At 66.1% G+C, this 15,902-nt stretch carries 13 protein-coding genes; 6 read left to right on the plus strand and 7 right to left on the minus strand.

Features of this window, described 5'->3' with window-relative positions; genetic code table 11:
- Positions 1 to 45: 45 nt before the first annotated feature.
- The 6 genes from ACH0CP_RS15790 to dapA all read right to left on the minus strand — a co-directional run bounded on the left by ACH0CP_RS15790 (position 46) and on the right by dapA (position 7,015).
- Positions 46 to 2,439 carry a response regulator gene (locus ACH0CP_RS15790; RefSeq protein ID WP_406888975.1) on the minus strand — a complete coding sequence of 798 codons (2,394 nt, stop codon included), beginning with the start codon at positions 2,437 to 2,439 and terminating at the stop codon, positions 46 to 48.
- 58 nt (positions 2,440 to 2,497) lie between these two features.
- The gene (locus tag ACH0CP_RS15795) at positions 2,498 to 4,591 is read right to left on the minus strand and encodes a M13 family metallopeptidase (RefSeq protein ID WP_406888973.1); all 2,094 of its coding nucleotides are present in this window, start codon (positions 4,589 to 4,591) and stop codon (positions 2,498 to 2,500) included.
- Between the two features lie 43 nt (positions 4,592 to 4,634).
- Positions 4,635 to 5,219 (minus strand): DUF2062 domain-containing protein, encoded by a 585-nt coding sequence (locus tag ACH0CP_RS15800; protein ID WP_406888972.1) that lies wholly within the window; start codon positions 5,217 to 5,219, stop codon positions 4,635 to 4,637.
- Positions 5,219 to 5,701: an SsrA-binding protein SmpB gene (gene smpB / locus ACH0CP_RS15805; RefSeq protein ID WP_406888969.1), complete on the minus strand. Its 483-nt coding sequence runs from the start codon at positions 5,699 to 5,701 to the stop codon at positions 5,219 to 5,221. The genes ACH0CP_RS15800 and smpB overlap by 1 nt, the downstream gene beginning before the upstream one ends.
- 48 nt (positions 5,702 to 5,749) lie before the next feature.
- Positions 5,750 to 6,070, minus strand: coding sequence for a hypothetical protein (locus ACH0CP_RS15810; protein WP_294444411.1), 321 nt, complete (start codon positions 6,068 to 6,070; stop codon positions 5,750 to 5,752).
- Between the two features lie 69 nt (positions 6,071 to 6,139).
- Complete coding sequence (gene dapA / locus ACH0CP_RS15815) at positions 6,140 to 7,015, minus strand: 4-hydroxy-tetrahydrodipicolinate synthase (RefSeq protein ID WP_406888967.1); 876 nt, start codon at positions 7,013 to 7,015, stop codon at positions 6,140 to 6,142.
- A gap of 112 nt (positions 7,016 to 7,127) precedes the next feature.
- Here dapA and ACH0CP_RS15820 point away from each other — a divergent pair, with 112 nt between their 5' ends.
- The 5 genes from ACH0CP_RS15820 to ACH0CP_RS15840 all read left to right on the plus strand — a co-directional run bounded on the left by ACH0CP_RS15820 (position 7,128) and on the right by ACH0CP_RS15840 (position 12,525).
- Positions 7,128 to 9,107: a lytic transglycosylase domain-containing protein gene (locus tag ACH0CP_RS15820; RefSeq protein ID WP_406888965.1), complete on the plus strand. Its 1,980-nt coding sequence runs from the start codon at positions 7,128 to 7,130 to the stop codon at positions 9,105 to 9,107.
- Between the two features lie 71 nt (positions 9,108 to 9,178).
- Positions 9,179 to 9,661: a transcription elongation factor GreB gene (greB, locus tag ACH0CP_RS15825; protein ID WP_406888963.1), complete on the plus strand. Its 483-nt coding sequence runs from the start codon at positions 9,179 to 9,181 to the stop codon at positions 9,659 to 9,661.
- Positions 9,662 to 9,714: 53 nt separating this feature from the next.
- Positions 9,715 to 9,891, plus strand: coding sequence for a hypothetical protein (locus ACH0CP_RS15830; protein ID WP_406888961.1), 177 nt, complete (start codon positions 9,715 to 9,717; stop codon positions 9,889 to 9,891).
- Positions 9,892 to 10,018: 127 nt separating this feature from the next.
- Positions 10,019 to 10,882 (plus strand): NYN domain-containing protein, encoded by an 864-nt coding sequence (locus ACH0CP_RS15835; RefSeq protein ID WP_406888960.1) that lies wholly within the window; start codon positions 10,019 to 10,021, stop codon positions 10,880 to 10,882.
- Positions 10,882 to 12,525, plus strand: coding sequence for a M28 family metallopeptidase (locus ACH0CP_RS15840; protein ID WP_406888958.1), 1,644 nt, complete (start codon positions 10,882 to 10,884; stop codon positions 12,523 to 12,525). The genes ACH0CP_RS15835 and ACH0CP_RS15840 overlap by 1 nt, the downstream gene beginning before the upstream one ends.
- A 102-nt stretch (positions 12,526 to 12,627) precedes the next feature.
- Here the strand turns inward: ACH0CP_RS15840 and ettA are convergent, their stop codons facing one another.
- Positions 12,628 to 14,307 (minus strand): energy-dependent translational throttle protein EttA, encoded by a 1,680-nt coding sequence (gene ettA / locus ACH0CP_RS15845; protein ID WP_406888956.1) that lies wholly within the window; start codon positions 14,305 to 14,307, stop codon positions 12,628 to 12,630.
- A 106-nt stretch (positions 14,308 to 14,413) separates the two neighbouring features.
- Between ettA and ACH0CP_RS15850 the strand changes: the two genes are divergently transcribed.
- Complete coding sequence (locus ACH0CP_RS15850; RefSeq protein ID WP_406888954.1) at positions 14,414 to 15,823, plus strand: M20/M25/M40 family metallo-hydrolase; 1,410 nt, start codon at positions 14,414 to 14,416, stop codon at positions 15,821 to 15,823.
- Positions 15,824 to 15,902: the final 79 nt, after the last annotated feature.

Genomic DNA, 15,902 nt, shown 5'->3' on the forward strand with positions numbered 1-15,902 from the left:
CGGAACGAAACCGCAACGGCTGTGTCATTCGAGCAATATTACGTATCAGCCCTGTTGCGCCAGAGCATCACGTGCCGCCTCCGCGAGTTGCTGGACCGAAAACGGCTTCGGGATGAAGGCGACGTTCTCCAGCGATATGGAGCGGCGCAACTGTTCCTCGGCATAGCCAGACATGAACAGGATCGGCATATCCGGATACCGTGCGCGTACATGTCGCGCCATTGTCGGACCATCCATCACCGGCATTACCACGTCGGAAACCACCAGGTCTGGCCGCGGATTGCTCTCGATGATCTCCAGCGCGGCCTCGCCGTTCTCGGCGGTAAGGACGGTGTACCCCTGCCGCGTCAGCGCCCGCTCCGCCACCGCGCGTACCATGTCCTCGTCCTCCACCAGGAGGACGGTGCCGGTTCCCCATAGCTCGGCCGGGCGTGGCTTGGCAGCGGCCTTGCGCGGCGTCACCGGCTCGCCAGTGGCATGGACGGGCAGATAGATGGTGAAGGTCGCGCCCTGTCCCGGGGGCGAATCGGCGAAGATGTAACCGCCCGATTGCTTCACGATGCCGTAGACGGTGGAAAGGCCGAGGCCAGTGCCCTTGCCCACTTCCTTGGTGGTGAAGAACGGCTCGAAGATCTTGGGCAGGACGTCCGCGGGGATACCGGATCCGGTGTCCGAAATCTCCAGCGCCGTGTAGTCGCCGACAGGCATGATGTCTGGTCCGCGGCGCCGGATCTCGCCGACGGTCGCGGTACGCGTCTGGATCGTAAGCTTTCCACCGCCGTGCGGATACTTCGCGATCATCGCATCACGCGCGTTCACCGCCAGATTGACGACCACCTGTTCGAGTTGGCCTGGATCAGCGCGTACCGGGCCCAGATCGCGCCCATGGCGCACCTCGAGCGATACCGTCTCCCCCAGCAGGCGCTTCAACAGGTTAGACACTTCAGAAACGACGTCCGGCAACTGCAGGACCTGCGGGCGCAACGTCTGCTGGCGCGAGAAGGCGAGCAACTGGCGGGTCAGCGCGGCCGCACGGTTCGAGTTGTTCCGTACCTGCTGGATGTCGTCGTAATCGCTGTCTCCCGGCGAGTGGCGCATCAGCATCAAGTCGCAGTGGCCGATGATCGCGGTCAGGATGTTGTTGAAGTCATGGGCGACGCCGCCGGCCAGCTGGCCGACGGCCTGCATCTTCGTTGCCTGCGCTACCTCGCGCTTGAGCCGCGATTCCTCGCTATTGTCCTTGAGGCTCAGCACCACCGCCGCGTCACCCAGCCCCCGGGCACCCGCGATCGAGAGGATGACAGGTTCCTCCGGATGGTCGCGCAGCCGCACCGCCATATCAGCGGCATGAGCAGCTCCGCCCGCCGCGAAGCGGCGCATCGCGTCCGCAACGGCGGCCTTGTCCTCGCGCACAACCAGATCGCCGGGGTAGATCGGCGGTGCCGACGGATCGAGAGAGGCCGCGCGCATGAAAGCGTCGTTCATCTCGATGAAGCGGCCGTCGCGATCGACCAGAGCTATTCCCACCGGCATGAGCTGGACGAGCGTGCGGATATGCCCTGCCGCCCCTGTCCCGGTGATCAGCGCATTATCCTCCTCATCGAGCAGCGCGACGAGGATCGGCGCGTCTTCTTCCTTCGTGAAGGGCACCTGCAGCAGCCGGAGCGGATTGCCCTGAGTCCCCTCATTCGCGAAGCGGATCCGGCCGTGACCGTCGGTGATTAGAAAACGCGCGAAATCGGCACCTTCCACTGCCGCTTCGCTATGCCCCATCGCGCGGGCACGCAGCACCGGATCGGCCGACATGACGCGGCCATCCGGCGTCAACAGCGCCGCCATGATTCCCGCTTCGGCAAGTCGCCGTCCGAGGCCTCCGGAAAGAGCAGCAACCAGCGCCGCGCTGCCGTCCCGGCCCGCCAATGGTTCAGCGCGCCAGACCAGCAGATCCTGTTGCTGCCCGCTGCGCAGCACGTCGATCTTGATCGTCTTGCCGGCGACTTCGGCCCGATCAATCCTCGCTCTGCCATCTCGCCAAGCGGCGCGACCCGCGGCCGCCAGTGCGGCGATCCCGGCTTCCCCGATCGGCAAGTCCGGCGGCGCCGGGAGATCGGCAAACAGCGCTTCATACTCATCGTTGGCATAGACGAGCTGCCCGGCGCGATCGGTTATCGCTATTGCGTCCCCGCTTCTCGCAGCCAGGGTGCGAACGAGATTCCAGTCGATCCCTGCGTCAGGCGCGGCGGGTGCCGGCGCAAGTGCGCGCCAGGCGATCACGCCGCCGCCGACGACGATCGCCGCGGCCAAAAAGCCGGCGGCAACCACGAGGTTGCCAATCACCCATAGAACCAGCAACGCGGCCGCGAGACCGGCGCCAACCGCAACCGCCATTGCGCCGTCCGGCGTCAGACGCCCGATGCTCAGACGAGAAAGCGCTGCCATCAGTGGGCCATTGATGGGTGCCGCGCTGCCGTCAAGCGCCTGCGCGGCACCCGCACGATCACCAGATGCGAACCCGCTGATCGTCCGTCAGGAACAGCTTCTGGCCGGGCTTCGCCCCGAACGCTGCATACCAGGGGTCAAGGTTGCGAACGACGTTTGCACGCTGCGGGCCCGGCGAATGCGGATCGGAGAGCAGCATCTGGCGCAGCATCGGCTCGCGGTACTTCGTCCGCCACACCTGCGCCCAGCCAAGATAGAAGCGCTGATCCCCCGTCGTGCTGTCAATCACCGGCGCTTTCTTCCCGCCGAGCGAACGATGATAGGCGTCAAGCGCCACGGTGAGGCCGGCTAGATCGGCAATGTTCTCACCAAGCGTCAACGCGCCCTGCACATGCTGCCCAGGCAGCGGCTCATAGGCATCATATTGCGCCACAAGGCGATCGGTGAACACCTTGAAGCGCTCCACGTCCTGCGGCGTCCACCAGTCCGTCAGCTTGCCCGACGCGTCGTACTTGCGGCCCTGATCATCAAAATGGTGGCTGATCTCGTGGCCGATGACGGCGCCGATGCCGCCATAGTTCACGGCCGGATCAGCCTTCGGGTCGAAGAACGGCGGCTGCAGGATCGCCGCCGGGAAAACGATCTCGTTCATCGTCGGATTGGCGTACGCGTTGATCGTCATCGGCGTCATGAACCATTCGCCGCGATCGATCGGCGCGCCGATCTTGTTCAGGTTGCGCTGGAACTCGAACTCATTGGCCCGCGCCACGTTGCCGACCAGATCGCCACGCTGCACGGTCAGCGCGGAGTAGTCGCGCCACTTGTCGGGATAACCGATCTTCGGCGTGAACGACGCGAGCTTCGCCAGCGCCTTCTGCTTCGTCTCGGGCGCCATCCACTCCAGCTTCTGTAGCCGGTCACCCATCGCGGTGATGACGTTCTTCACCAGTTCGTCGGCGGCCGCCTTCGATTCCGGCGGGAAGTACTTGGCGACATAAGCCTGGCCCACATCCTCGCCGAGCGCGTTGCTGACGAGGTCGACGCCGCGCTTCCAGCGCGCCTGCTGCTCGGGCTGACCCGACAGGACCGTGCCGTAGAACGCAAAGCGGGCATCGTCGAAATCCTTCGACAGATACCGGGCGTAGCTCGAGAGCATGCGCAACGTCAGGTAATCGCGCAGCACCGGCAGCGGGGTGCCCGCCCACACCTTCGCCTCGCCAGCCAGCGCGGACGGCTGCGCGAACAGCACTGTGCCGGCCGGCTTCACGCCAAGCGCACCGAGATATTCGTTCCACTCGAACCCTGCGCCCTGCTTGCGCAGTTCGTCGAAGGTCAGGCTGTTATAGGTCTTGTCTGCGTCCCGGCTTTCCACGCGCGTCCAGTGGACGGTCGCAAGTTCCTTCTCGAAGTTGAAGACCGCCGCCGCGCGGGTGGCTGCATCCTTTTCGCCCGCCAGCGTCAGCATCTGCGCCAGATATGCCTGGTAGGCGGTCCGGTTCGCGGCGAGTTTGGGATCGTCCTTCAGGTAATAGTCGCGGTCCGGCAGGCCCAGGCCGCCTTGCGCCATCTGCAGAACGTATTGCTCCGGGTTCTTGTCGTCCTGGCTTACGTACATACCGAACAGCGTGCCGACGCCGCGGCGCTGCAGCTTGCCGGCCTCGCTTGCCAATGCTGCCTTGGTTGGCGCAGCCTTGATCGCGTCGATCCACGGCTTCACTGGCGTCACGCCCTTGGCGTTCACCGCCGCCTCGTCGAGGAAGCTGGCGTAGAAGTCGCCGGCCTTGCTGCCCGGGGTCTTCGCCTGCTCCTCCAGGATCGTACGCGTCTGTTCGCGCGACAGGTCCTGCAGCACGTGGAACATGCCGTAGTTGGCACGGTCAGCCGGGATCTCGGTCGTGCGATCCCAGGTGCCACTCGCGAAATTGTAGAAGTCGTCGCCCGGCGCCACGCTCGTGTCACGGCCCGCCATGTCGAAGCCGAAGGTGCCGATCTGCGGGCCGTTCGCCGATGCCGGCTTCACCGGCCCGGTGGCGGACTTCGCGACGGTTGCGCTCTGCTTCGCCTGCTGCGCTGGGGTCACTGCTTCGGTCTGGGCGATCGCGGTGGCGGCGGTGGTGGAAAGAATGGCAACGAGTAACAACGATGAACGCATGGATAAGCGACCTTTGGTAAACATGGTCGCGTGTTCTATCCTCTTAATACGCCTCGTCAATCTCGTTACGACCGTGACGATTTCGCCACTTGCGCGCGATCCACAGCCGCCATCCCAACGCCGAGAGGCCATAGCCGGAAATCGACAGAACCGCCGTCACGATCAGCAGCCCCAATGCCGTCGCTGGCGCCGCATCGGACATCAGCCACTGCATCCAGCTTGAGTTTGCCGCGTCGTGCGCGGCATTGCGGACCGGATCGCCGGGCAAAGCCTCATCCAAGTGAAGCGTCCACTTGCCGATATAATAAGCCGCCACCCACAAGGGCGGCGTCGTGAAGGGGTTGGTCACGAAGGTGGTCAGCGCAGCTGCCGGAATATTGGCGCGTGACGGCAGCGCAAGCAGCGCCGAAAAGCCGATCTGCGCCACCGGGAAGAGGATACCCGTGACCATGCCAAGCGCGACGCCACGCGGCACGGAACGGCGCGTCGGGCGCCACAGTTCCGGTGCGAGCACGCGATGCGCCACCGGGCGCAGCAACCGGCTCTGCTCCATCGATTCGCGTGTCGGCAGGTTGCGCCGGCACCAGTCGACGAAGCGCCGCCGGATCGATGGCTGGCGCGTGGCCATCAGCCCCGATCACGCATCAGGCGGCCAGCCTCGCGCTTCCACTCGCGCTCCTTGATCGCGTCGCGCTTGTCGTGTGCCTTCCGGCCCTTGGCCAATGCCAGTTCCACCTTCGCGCGGCCCTGGCTGTTGAAATAGATCATCAGCGGGACGAGCGTCATGCCCTCGCGCGCGACCGCGCCGTGCAGCTTGTTGACCTCGCGCTCATGCAACAGCAACTTCCGCGGGCGCTTGGGCTCATGGTTGTAACGGTTGCCGTGGCTAAATTCGGGAATGTTCGAATTCACCAGCCACACGCCTCCGTCGGAAATCTCGGCGTAGCTTTCCGCAATCGAGCCCTCGCCGAAGCGAAGGCTCTTCACCTCGGTACCGGTCAGGACGATTCCCGCCTCATAGGTGGTGTCGATGGCGTAATCGAAGCGAGCGCGCCGGTTCTCGGCGACGATCTTCTTCTTGTCGAAGGTGGCGGGCTTTGGGCGTGACATGGACGGCGCGATGTAGGGCGTCGCGCGTCCGCTGGAAAGCCGGCCCGTTCAGCGTTTCTCGCCGCCCAGCGGAACGCGGAGGCGAATCATCGCTCGGTTGATCGGCGCGCCTTGCGCATCGGCTCCCCGCTCCGCCTCCGCCACGATGGCCCCGAAGCCGGGAATGCTCGCCTCCGCCTTCGGAGGCGCACGCTCCGCGCTGTAGCGTTCCGGCACGGGCTTCAGCCGGAAAGAATCGTTCGGCCGGGCGCATACGACGATGTCCTCACCCGGCTGCGGCACCGGGCACGGCCGATCGGAGGGCCGGCGCGGGGGTGCTGGCGCTGGCGGCCCGGCAACCTGTAACGCGAGCAGAAACCAAGCCGCCATCGCACCTCCGGCGTTATGATCTCCCGAAGGTGCGCAGCGATTGCGGCAGGATTATGAGTGGCTTGCGCCTCAGGCGAGGCCGGCCCGCACCAGCCCTTCATCCACCGCCGCACGGCTCGTGGCACTAGGCCAGGTCATGGGTAGACGGAGCCCCCCTGGGAAGCCAGGCCGCACCTTCGTCATCGCGTACTTGACCGGCCCGGGTGAGGCGTCGGTGAACAATGACGTGTGCAGTGCGAAAAGCCGATCGTGAAGTGCCAGCGCCTCGGGCCCGGTTTCGGCCGCCTGGAACTCCGCGCACAGTTTCGGCGCAACATTTGCAGTCACCGAGATGCACCCCGCGCCGCCCATCGCGTTATAGGCGAGCGACAAATCGTCATTGCCCGACAGCTGGCAGAATCCGCTGCCGAGCGCGGCGCGATGCTGCGACACACGCTGCAAAACGCCGGACGCATCCTTTACCGCTACAAACACCTTCGGGAACGCTTCGACGATGCGGATCAGCGTTTCGGGCTGGATGTCGGTCACGGTACGCGCCGGCACGTTGTACAGCACGATCGGCAGCGCCGCCGTCGGTGCCAGCGCGGCAAAATGCTGGAAGATTCCCTCCTGTGAAGGCCGGTTGTAGTAGGGCGGCACCATCAGCGCCGCATCCGCACCCGCTTCCTTCGCCGCCGCGATGTTGGCCGCCGCGACGCGCGTGTCGTTCGATCCCGCACCCGCAATCACCGGCACCCGCCCGCGTGCCTGATCAACGCACACTTTCACGATCGCGAACTGCTCATCCTTGGTCAGCGTCGCTGCCTCGCCGGTCGTTCCGCACGGCACCAACGCCGACGAACCTTCCGCGATCTGCCACTCGATCAGGTCGCGATAGGCGGCCTCAACGAACCGGCCGTCAGCGTCAAAAGGCGTGACGAGCGCCGGAATCGAACCGGAAAACATGCAATTGCTCCTGAAATCGGATGAAATGCGTTGATCTGTTCAGGACAGATACGGGTAGCTTCGCTAGTCTGTCCACATGGTGACAGGATTGAAAGCAGGCGCGCTCATCGGAATGGCATTGGGTCTTGGCGGGGCCCTCGTCGTGTCGCAGGATCAGGATGAGGCCGCGCGCACCCGCGCCGCGAACCTCATCGGGCAGCAATCGCGCCCCGCGACAACGCAAGTCTACAGCAACGATGGCGCGATCGCCGCTGCCCTGGCGCAGTGGCGCGCGCTGCAGCAGACGGACGCTCTGCCGTTCGACAGCTATGCGGGTTTCCTCCTCGCCCACCCCGGCTGGCCCGGCGAAACGGCCAACCGGCGCGCGGCGGAGCGACAGACGAGCACCGCCTCTCCAACCAGTGTCGTCGCCTTCTTCCGCCGCTTTCCACCGCAAAGCGCAGCGGGCGCAGTCGCCTACGCCCGCGCGCTGCAGGCGACCGGAGCTACCGGTGAAGCGAATGAGGCTGCGCGTAACGCCTGGCGCCGCGGCACGCTGACGCCATCGGACGAGGCGGTACTGGTCACGTCGTTCCCCGGCGCGATCCGGCCGGACGATCATGATGCGCGGATGGATGCTCTGCTGTGGCAGGGATCGACGACCGCAGCGGCGCGACAGCTTGGCTACACTTCGCCGGCGCGGCGCGGATTGTTCGAGGCACGGCTCGCCTTCCGCACCGGCGCGCAGAATGCTTCCGAGCTCGCTGCCGCAAACGATGCGATCGGCGCGCGCGACGCCGGCTATATCGCTGACAAGGCGACGTGGCTGCGCAACAACGGTGCCTCGCCCAGTGCGCGCTCCTGGCTTGCGCGGACCCGCCCCGCGGGCATGACGCTGCCTGGCAACGTCGAGAAATTCTACGAGGTGCTGCTCACCAACGCGCGCGCGGCGGCCGCGGATGGTCAGTATCAGACCGCCTATGATATCGCGCGCCAGATCGACGACGCCTATCCGGCCGGCACCGACGTCTCGAAAAAGCCCTATGGCGAACGGGACGATTACACGAGCCTCGCCTGGCTCGCCGGCCAAACCGCGCTGCGGCAGCTCAACCGGCCGGCCGACGCGATGACGATGTTCGATCGCTACGGCCGCGGCAGCCAGTCGCCGCAGACGCGTGCCAAGGGCTTTTACTGGGCCGGGCGCGCCGCGGAAGCAGCCGGTCGCCGTGCCGAAGCGACCACCTTCTTCAACACCGCCGCGGGATATCGCGATCAATATTACGGTCAGCTCGCGCTCGAGCATCTTCGCCGTCCGCTCACCGCGCCGCCCGCGGTCGCGCAGCGCACCGTCGATCCGGCGGCGCGCCAGGCGTTCTACGCGCGAGAGATCGTTCGCGCGGCTCAGTTCCTCGGCTCGATCGACCAGTATCAGGATCAGACCGCCTTCGTGAAGGTGATTGCGTCCTCGCTCGACAGCGATGATGATCATTTTCTGGCGGACGAACTGTCGCGCAGCATCAGTCGCCCGGACCTTGGCGTGCTCGTCGGCCGCGTGGCAATGCAGAACGGGCTGACGGATTATAGCGCGATTGCTTTTCCCACCGTCTCCGTCCCCGCTGGCTACGAAAGCCAGTGGACGATGATCCACGCCATCGCGCGGCAGGAAAGCCAGTTCGACCGTGCCGCAATCTCCTCGGCCGGCGCGCGCGGGCTGATGCAACTGATGCCGGGCACCGCCCGCGAACAGGCAGGCAAGATGGGCCTTCCCTACGACGCCGGCCGCCTGCTCACCGACACCAGCTACAATGCGCAGCTCGGCTCCAGCTATTTCCAGCGCGTTTTCGGCAGCTTCGGCAGCTATCCGTTGGCGATCGCCGCCTACAATGCCGGGCCGGGCAACGTGAACAAGTGGCTGCGGGCCAATGGCGACCCGCGCACCGGCGGAATCGATATGGTCGACTGGATCGAGGCGATCCCATTCTCCGAAACGCGCAACTATGTGCAGCGCGTGCTGGAAAATGCCGTCGTGTACGACCTGATGAACCCGGCGCGGGCCAAGAGCCGCGGCCCGGCCAATCTCAGCTGGTATCTCGGCCGCAACCGCGCCGGCTGACGCATCGCGACCTTCCCGTCCGTCGCGACGGGAAGGTCGCAGATCCGCGGCGGCTTGGCTAAGGCACGCGCATGGATCGCCCGAACTACATCACCCCCGCCGGCTATGCGACGCTCCGCGCCGAATATGACCAGCTCTTTGCCAGTGAGCGGCCCGCACTGGTCGAGACGATCGCCTGGGCCGCCGGTAACGGCGACCGATCGGAAAACGGTGATTACATCTACGGTCGCAAGCGACTGCGCGAGATCGATCGCCGGCTGGGCTTCCTGTCGCGTCGGATGAAGGCGGCCAGGGTGGTCGATCCGGCGCGAGCGCCCGATCGAAGCCGCGTTTATTTCGGCGCCAGCGTCACCATCGCCGATGAGGATGACAACCACCGCAGCGTGACCATCGTCGGCGATGACGAGGCGGATGCCGGAAAGGGGCTGATCGGCTGGAATGCACCGCTCGCCCGCGCCTTGCGCGGCGCGGCGGTCGGCGATCTGCGCCGCGTCACCCTGCCGGCCGGCGAGAAGGAATATGAGGTGATCGCCATCACCTATCCCGCCGCCTGAGGAAACCCGCACCCCTGCCCGCTCGTTCTTCCGCGCAGTGAAGGAGAGTGAAAATGGCAGAGAATCCCCGCACCACCAGTGCCCGCGATCATGACGACAAGGACCTGATCGAGGGCATGATTCCCGCGGGTGACGCACAGGCCGGCACCAGCGGCGGCGCGCTCGCTCGTGATTTGGGCTCGCGCGCCGACCTGAAGCAGGTGGATGATCCCGACGGCTCGACCCGCTGACCAAGCAGGCCGACATCGACGCCAGCCAGGCGTTCCGCAGCTCACGACCAGTGGGTGGCTGACCATCACGCCTGCCAACATCGGGCGGCGATTGACGCGGGCGGATCGAGCGCCGATGGCTTGATCCATGGCGACCGATGACACCCCGACCCGCAACATCGCCCTTCTGATCGACGCGGACAATGCCAGCTGGCACGCGATCGATCCGGTGCTGACCGTCCTTGCCGAACTCGGGACGGTCAACATCCGCCGCGTCTATGGCAATTGGTCCAAGCCGGCGCTGAGCGGCTGGCGCGAGATGACGATCAAGCACGGCATCGAGCCGCAGCAGCAGTTCGACATCACCAAGGGCAAGAACGCCACCGACATGAAGATGACCATCGACGCGATGGACCTTCTGTTCCGTGGACGTGTCGAAGGCTTCGGGATCATGTCGTCGGACAGCGACTTCATGCCGCTGGCCACCCGGCTGCGGCAGGATGGGCTGCCCGTCTATGGCTTCGGCCAGTCCAAGACGCCCGAAGGCTTCAAGCGCGCCTGCACCCGTTTCATCGATGTCGACAAGCTGATGGCGGCCGAGGAGGAGAACCCCCCGCCGGCCCTTCCCGCCGCATCGTCCAAGGAGGCGCAGGCGGCGCCCGCTAACAGCAAGGAAGCAGCCACCCCGCCGCGCCGCCCGGCGGCCTCGGAGGAGGCTCCTGCTGATGCCGGCGTACCAGAAGCCGCCGCGGCGGAGCCTGCTGCATCGCAGGGGCCGGCTCGAATCGACGACGAATTGGTGAAGTTGCTGATCGACGCCTATTCCGCGGTGAAGCGCGACGAAAAGGGCTTCGTCAGTCTGTCTGCGATGGGACAGCTCGCCGCCAACCGATCGAGCTTCGACGTGCGCAACTATGGCTACAAGCGCCTGTCGGACCTGATCGCCGCCGTGCCCAATTTCCAGACCGAGCGGCGCGAGGATGGCCGTGTATTCGTGCGAAGGTTGCGTTGATGAAGAACAAGACTGTTGCCTATCTCCTCCCGCTGATCGCCATCGCGGCCACCGAACCGCCCCAGACTGCCCCGGCAAAGACCGACCCCGCCCAGCTGTCCGAAATGACCAAGGTGCTTGCCTCCGACGCATTCGGCGGCCGGTCGCCGGGGACCGAGGGCGAGAAGAAGACGATCGAATGGTCGATCGCGCGCTTCAAGGCGCTGGGGCTTGAGCCCGGCGGGCCGGACGGCGCCTGGACGCAAAAGGTGCCGCTGATCCACACCCGGCTGGGCGATGGCCCGGTCAGCTTTGGCACGACCAGCCTGAAGCAGGGCACCGACGTCGCGCTCACCACCGTCCGCCCCGACGCGGCCGTCGCGATCGAGAACGCACCGCTCGTGTTCGTCGGCTATGGCGTCAGCGCCCCCGAGGCGAAGTGGGACGATTTCAAGGGCGTGGACCTGAAGGGCAAGGTCGCCGTCTTCCTGGTCAACGATCCCGATTTCGAAGCGGTCGCGGGCGAAGACGCCAAGCGTCGCTTCGGCGACAAGCGGATGACCTATTACGGCCGCTGGACCTACAAGTACGAGGAAGCAGCACGGCGCGGCGCGATCGGCGCGCTGATCGTCCATGACACCGCGGGCGCCGGCTATCCCTGGTCCACTGCCAACGCCTCCAACGGGGAGAATTACGACATCGTCCGCGGCCCCGAGGACCAGCGCATCGCGCTGCAGGGCTGGCTGTCGGGCGAGGCGGCGAATCGCGTCTTTGCCGCCGAGGGGCTCGATCTCGCGGGGCTGCGCAAGCAGGCCCGCTCCGCCGCCTTCCGCCCGATCACGATGAAGGCGCGCTTCACCGCCAAGCTGCCCGTCAGCGTCGAACGGATCGAAAGCGCCAATGTCATCGCCAAGATCCCGGGCACGGTGAAGCCGGACGAGACCGTTCAGTTCGCCGCCCATTGGGACGCCTACGGCGAAGGCCCGCCCGACGCGCAGGGCCGCACCATCCGCCCCGGCGCGAACGACGACGCCCTGGGCGTCGCTGGCGTGATGGAGCTTGCCCGCCTGTTCAAGGCCGGCCCTGCGCCTGACCGCACGCTCGTTTTTGCGTTGTGGACCGCGGAGGAGCGCGGGCTGCTCGGCTCCGAATGGTACGCCACGCGTCCCACCGCGCCGCTGGAAAAGACCGTCGCGAACCTGACGCTCGACATCCTGCAGACCGCGGGCGAGTCGAAGGACGTGATCCTCGTCGGCGCTGGTCAGTCCTCGCTCGAGGATCTGCTGACCGAGGCAGCGCGGGCGCAGAACCGTGTCATCACGCCGGAGGAAGCCAGCGAACGCGGCCTGTTCTACCGCGCGGATCATTTCTCGGTGGTCCGGCGCGGCGTTCCCGCGCTTCAGCTGATGGCGCTGGGCGGCGCCAGCGACATGCGTGTGGGCGGGCGCGAGGCGGGGCAGAAGTGGCTGGACGGCTATATGGCCTGTTACCACAAGACCTGCGACGCATGGGCGCCGGACTGGAACTTCACCGGCGCGGCGCAGGACGTTGACCTGTTCTACACCATGGGCCAGCGGCTCGCGAAGGCGGGTGTGTGGCCCGAATGGCGCCCCGCCTCCGAGTTCCGCGCGATCCGCGCCAAAAGCGCCGGCCAGCGCCGGTAACCATCGCAGATAACGAAAAGACCCGCCACGGCATCAGCCGGGCGGGCCTTTTTCTTGCTTCACGTCATCCCGGCCAGACGGCCAGGTGACGATCCTGTCAAATCAGCGCGTCAGCTTCTTGTAGGCAAGCCGCGTCGGACGATCCGCCGCGTCGCCCATGCGGCGCCGCTTGTCCTCTTCATACGCCTCGAAATTGCCCTCAAACCATTCGACATGGCTGTTGCCTTCGAACGCCAGGATGTGCGTGCAGAGGCGATCGAGGAAGAAGCGGTCGTGGCTGATCACCACCGCGCAGCCTGCGAAGCTTTCCAGCGCCTCTTCCAGCGCGCGCAGCGTCTCGACGTCGAGGTCGTTGGTCGGTTCGTCGAGCAGCAGGACGTTGCCGCCCTCCTTCAGCATCTTGGCGATGTGAACGCGGTTGCGCTCACCGCCCGACAGCTGGCCGACCTTCTTCTGCTGGTCCTGCCCCTTGAAGTTGAACGCACCCACGTACGCGCGCGTCCCCAGTTCCTGCTTGCCGAAACGGAACACGTCGAGCCCGTCGGAAATCTCTTCCCAGACGTTCTTGTTGGGGTCGAGCGCGTCGCGGCTCTGATCGACATAGCCCAGCTTCACCGTCTGGCCGACCTCGATCGTGCCGCCGTCGGGCTGCTCCTGCCCGGTGATCAGCTTGAACAGCGTCGACTTGCCAGCACCGTTCGGGCCGATGACGCCGACGATGCCGCCCGGCGGCAGGTTGAAGTCGAGGTTCTCGAACAGCAACTTGTCGCCATAGGCCTTGGTCAGCCCCTTCGCCTCGATCACCTTGCCACCCAGACGCTCCGGGATCTGGATCAGGATTTGCGCCTTGCCGATCGCGCGATTCTCCTGCTTCTCGACCAACTCGTCGAACGCACGGATACGCGCCTTGCTCTTGGTCTGACGCGCCTTGGGGGTCTGGCGCATCCAGGCGAGCTCGTCGGCGATCGCCTTCTGGCGGCCGGCCTCTTCGCGCTCTTCCTGCTCCAGCCGCTTGGCCTTCTTCTCCAGATAGCCGGAGTAGTTCGACTCATAGGTGTAGTAGCGCCCGCGATCGAGCTCGAGCACCCAGTTCACGACATTGTCGAGGAAGTAGCGGTCGTGCGTCACCAGGATGACGTTGCCGGTATATTCCTTCAGGAAATTCTCGAGCCAGCTGACGCTTTCGGCGTCGAGGTGGTTGGTCGGCTCGTCCAGCAGCAGGATGTCCGGCTTCTCGAGCAGCAGGCGAACGAGCGCGACGCGGCGCTTCTCACCACCCGACAGGTTGGTGACCGGGCTGTCGGACGGCGGGCAGCGCATCGCCTCCATCGCCTGTTCCAGCTGCGAATCGAGACTCCAGCCGTCGGCCGCGTCGATCTTCGCCTGAAGCTCGCCCATTTCCTCCATCAGCGCGTCGAAGTCCGTATCGTCCTTCGGATCGCCCATTTCGGCGGAAATGGCGTTGAACCGCTCGACCATCTCCACGACCGGCCCGGCGCCCATGCGGACGTTCTCGATCACCGTCTTGTCGGGGTCGAGCTGCGGCTCCTGTGGCAGGTAACCGACCTTGATCCCTTCGGCGGCCCAAGCCTCACCGGTGAAATCGGTGTCGATCCCGCCCATGATCTTCATGAGCGTGGACTTGCCGGAGCCGTTCGGGCCGATGATCGCGATCTTCGCGCCCGGCAGGAACTGCAGGTGGATGTTGTTGAGCACGGGCTTGTTGGCGCCCGGGAAGGTCTTGGTCAGACCCTTCATGACGTAGGTATACTGGACGGCCATGGGTCGCCTGTCGCTCCGTAGACTGGAATGGCTGGAAAATGTTGCCGCGCATGTAATGATGCGACGAGCCGTTGGCAAACCTCACGCGCCGACCTACGCGGTAGGCATGATCAGTCGTTGCGCCCTCGCCGCCCTTCTCCTCGCCACCTCCGCCGCCGTACCGGCCGTTGCGCAGCGCGCCGCACCGGCCGCACCCGCGGGCGTCGACCCGCGCGTCGCCGCGCTGCGCGATGCCGCGCTGAAGGATGATGTCGCCTATGACATCGTCGAGGGCATGACGACCGAGGTTGGCCAGCGGCTCGCCGGCACCGAGGCGGAGGCCCGCGCCCGCACCTGGAGCGCAGCGAAGCTGAAGGCGCTGGGCTTCAAGAACGTGCGGATCGAAACCTACCAGATGCCGGTCTGGGTGCGCGGTGAGGAGCGCGGCGAAGTGGTCGCGCCCGTGCCGCAGAAGCTGCACCTGACGGCGCTGGGCAATTCGGGCGCCACCCCCGCGGCAGGGATCGAGGCCGAAGTGGTGATCTTCCCCACCTATGCCGATCTCGCCGCCGCGCCGGACGGCAGCCTCACCGGCAAGATCGCCTATGTCGGCAACACGATGATGAAAACGCAGGACGGGTCGAGCTACGGCCAGGCTGGTGTCGCGCGCTTTGCCGGCCCCGCGCTCGCCGCCAAGAAGGGCGCCGCGGCGATCGTGATCCGCTCGATCGGTACCGATACGCACCGCCTCCCCCACACCGGCACCACCTATTTCCGTGATGGTCCCGCCATCCCGGCTGCCGCGCTGTCCGTGCCCGACGCCAAGCTGATCGAGGCTCTGGCGAAGCGCGGCAAGCCGATCCGGATGAAGCTGGTCCTCACCCCGCGCCAGGTGGGCGAGCAGGAATCGGGCAATGTCATCGCCGAGGTGCCCGGCACCGATCCCAACGCTGGCATCGTCCTCATCGCCGGCCACCTCGACAGCTGGGACCTCGCGACCGGCGCAATCGACGATGCCAGCGGCGTCGCGATCACCGCGGCGGCAGCGAAGCGAATCCTCGACAACGGCAAGCGCCCGCGCCGCACGATCCGCGTCGTCTGGTTCGGCGCGGAGGAAGTCGGCGGCTTCGGTGGCCGCGATTATGCCGCGAAGCACGGCAAGGAGCGCCACGCGCTCGCCGCCGAAAGCGATTTTGGCGCGGACAAGATCTGGCGGCTCGGCATGACGCTGCCGGAATCAGCCAAGCCGGTGGGGGATCGCCTTGCGGCCGCGCTCGCCCCGCTCGGTATCGTGCGTGGCGACGGCCCTGGCGGCAGCGGCGCCGACATCGGCCCGACGGTGGCGCTCGGCGTCGCGGGCGTTGATCTCAACCAGTCCGGCCTCGACTATTTCGACGTGCACCACACCCCCGACGACACGCTCGATCGCGTGGACCCCGAAAACCTCCGCCAGAACGTCGCGGCATGGACGGCGATGCTGGCGATCGTGGCCGACGCGCCGGAGGAAATCGGGCCGGTCGAGCGGCCCGTGCGCTGAATCCGTTCGTCGCGAACCTTGCTGTCAGATGAATTTCGGCATTGACCCACCGAAAAGGTGCGGTATTTGCCGGGGCTCG

Source organism: Sphingomonas sp. 179-I 2A4 NHS (genome assembly GCF_045369135.1).
Taxonomy (GTDB): Bacteria; Pseudomonadota; Alphaproteobacteria; order Sphingomonadales; family Sphingomonadaceae; genus Sphingomonas.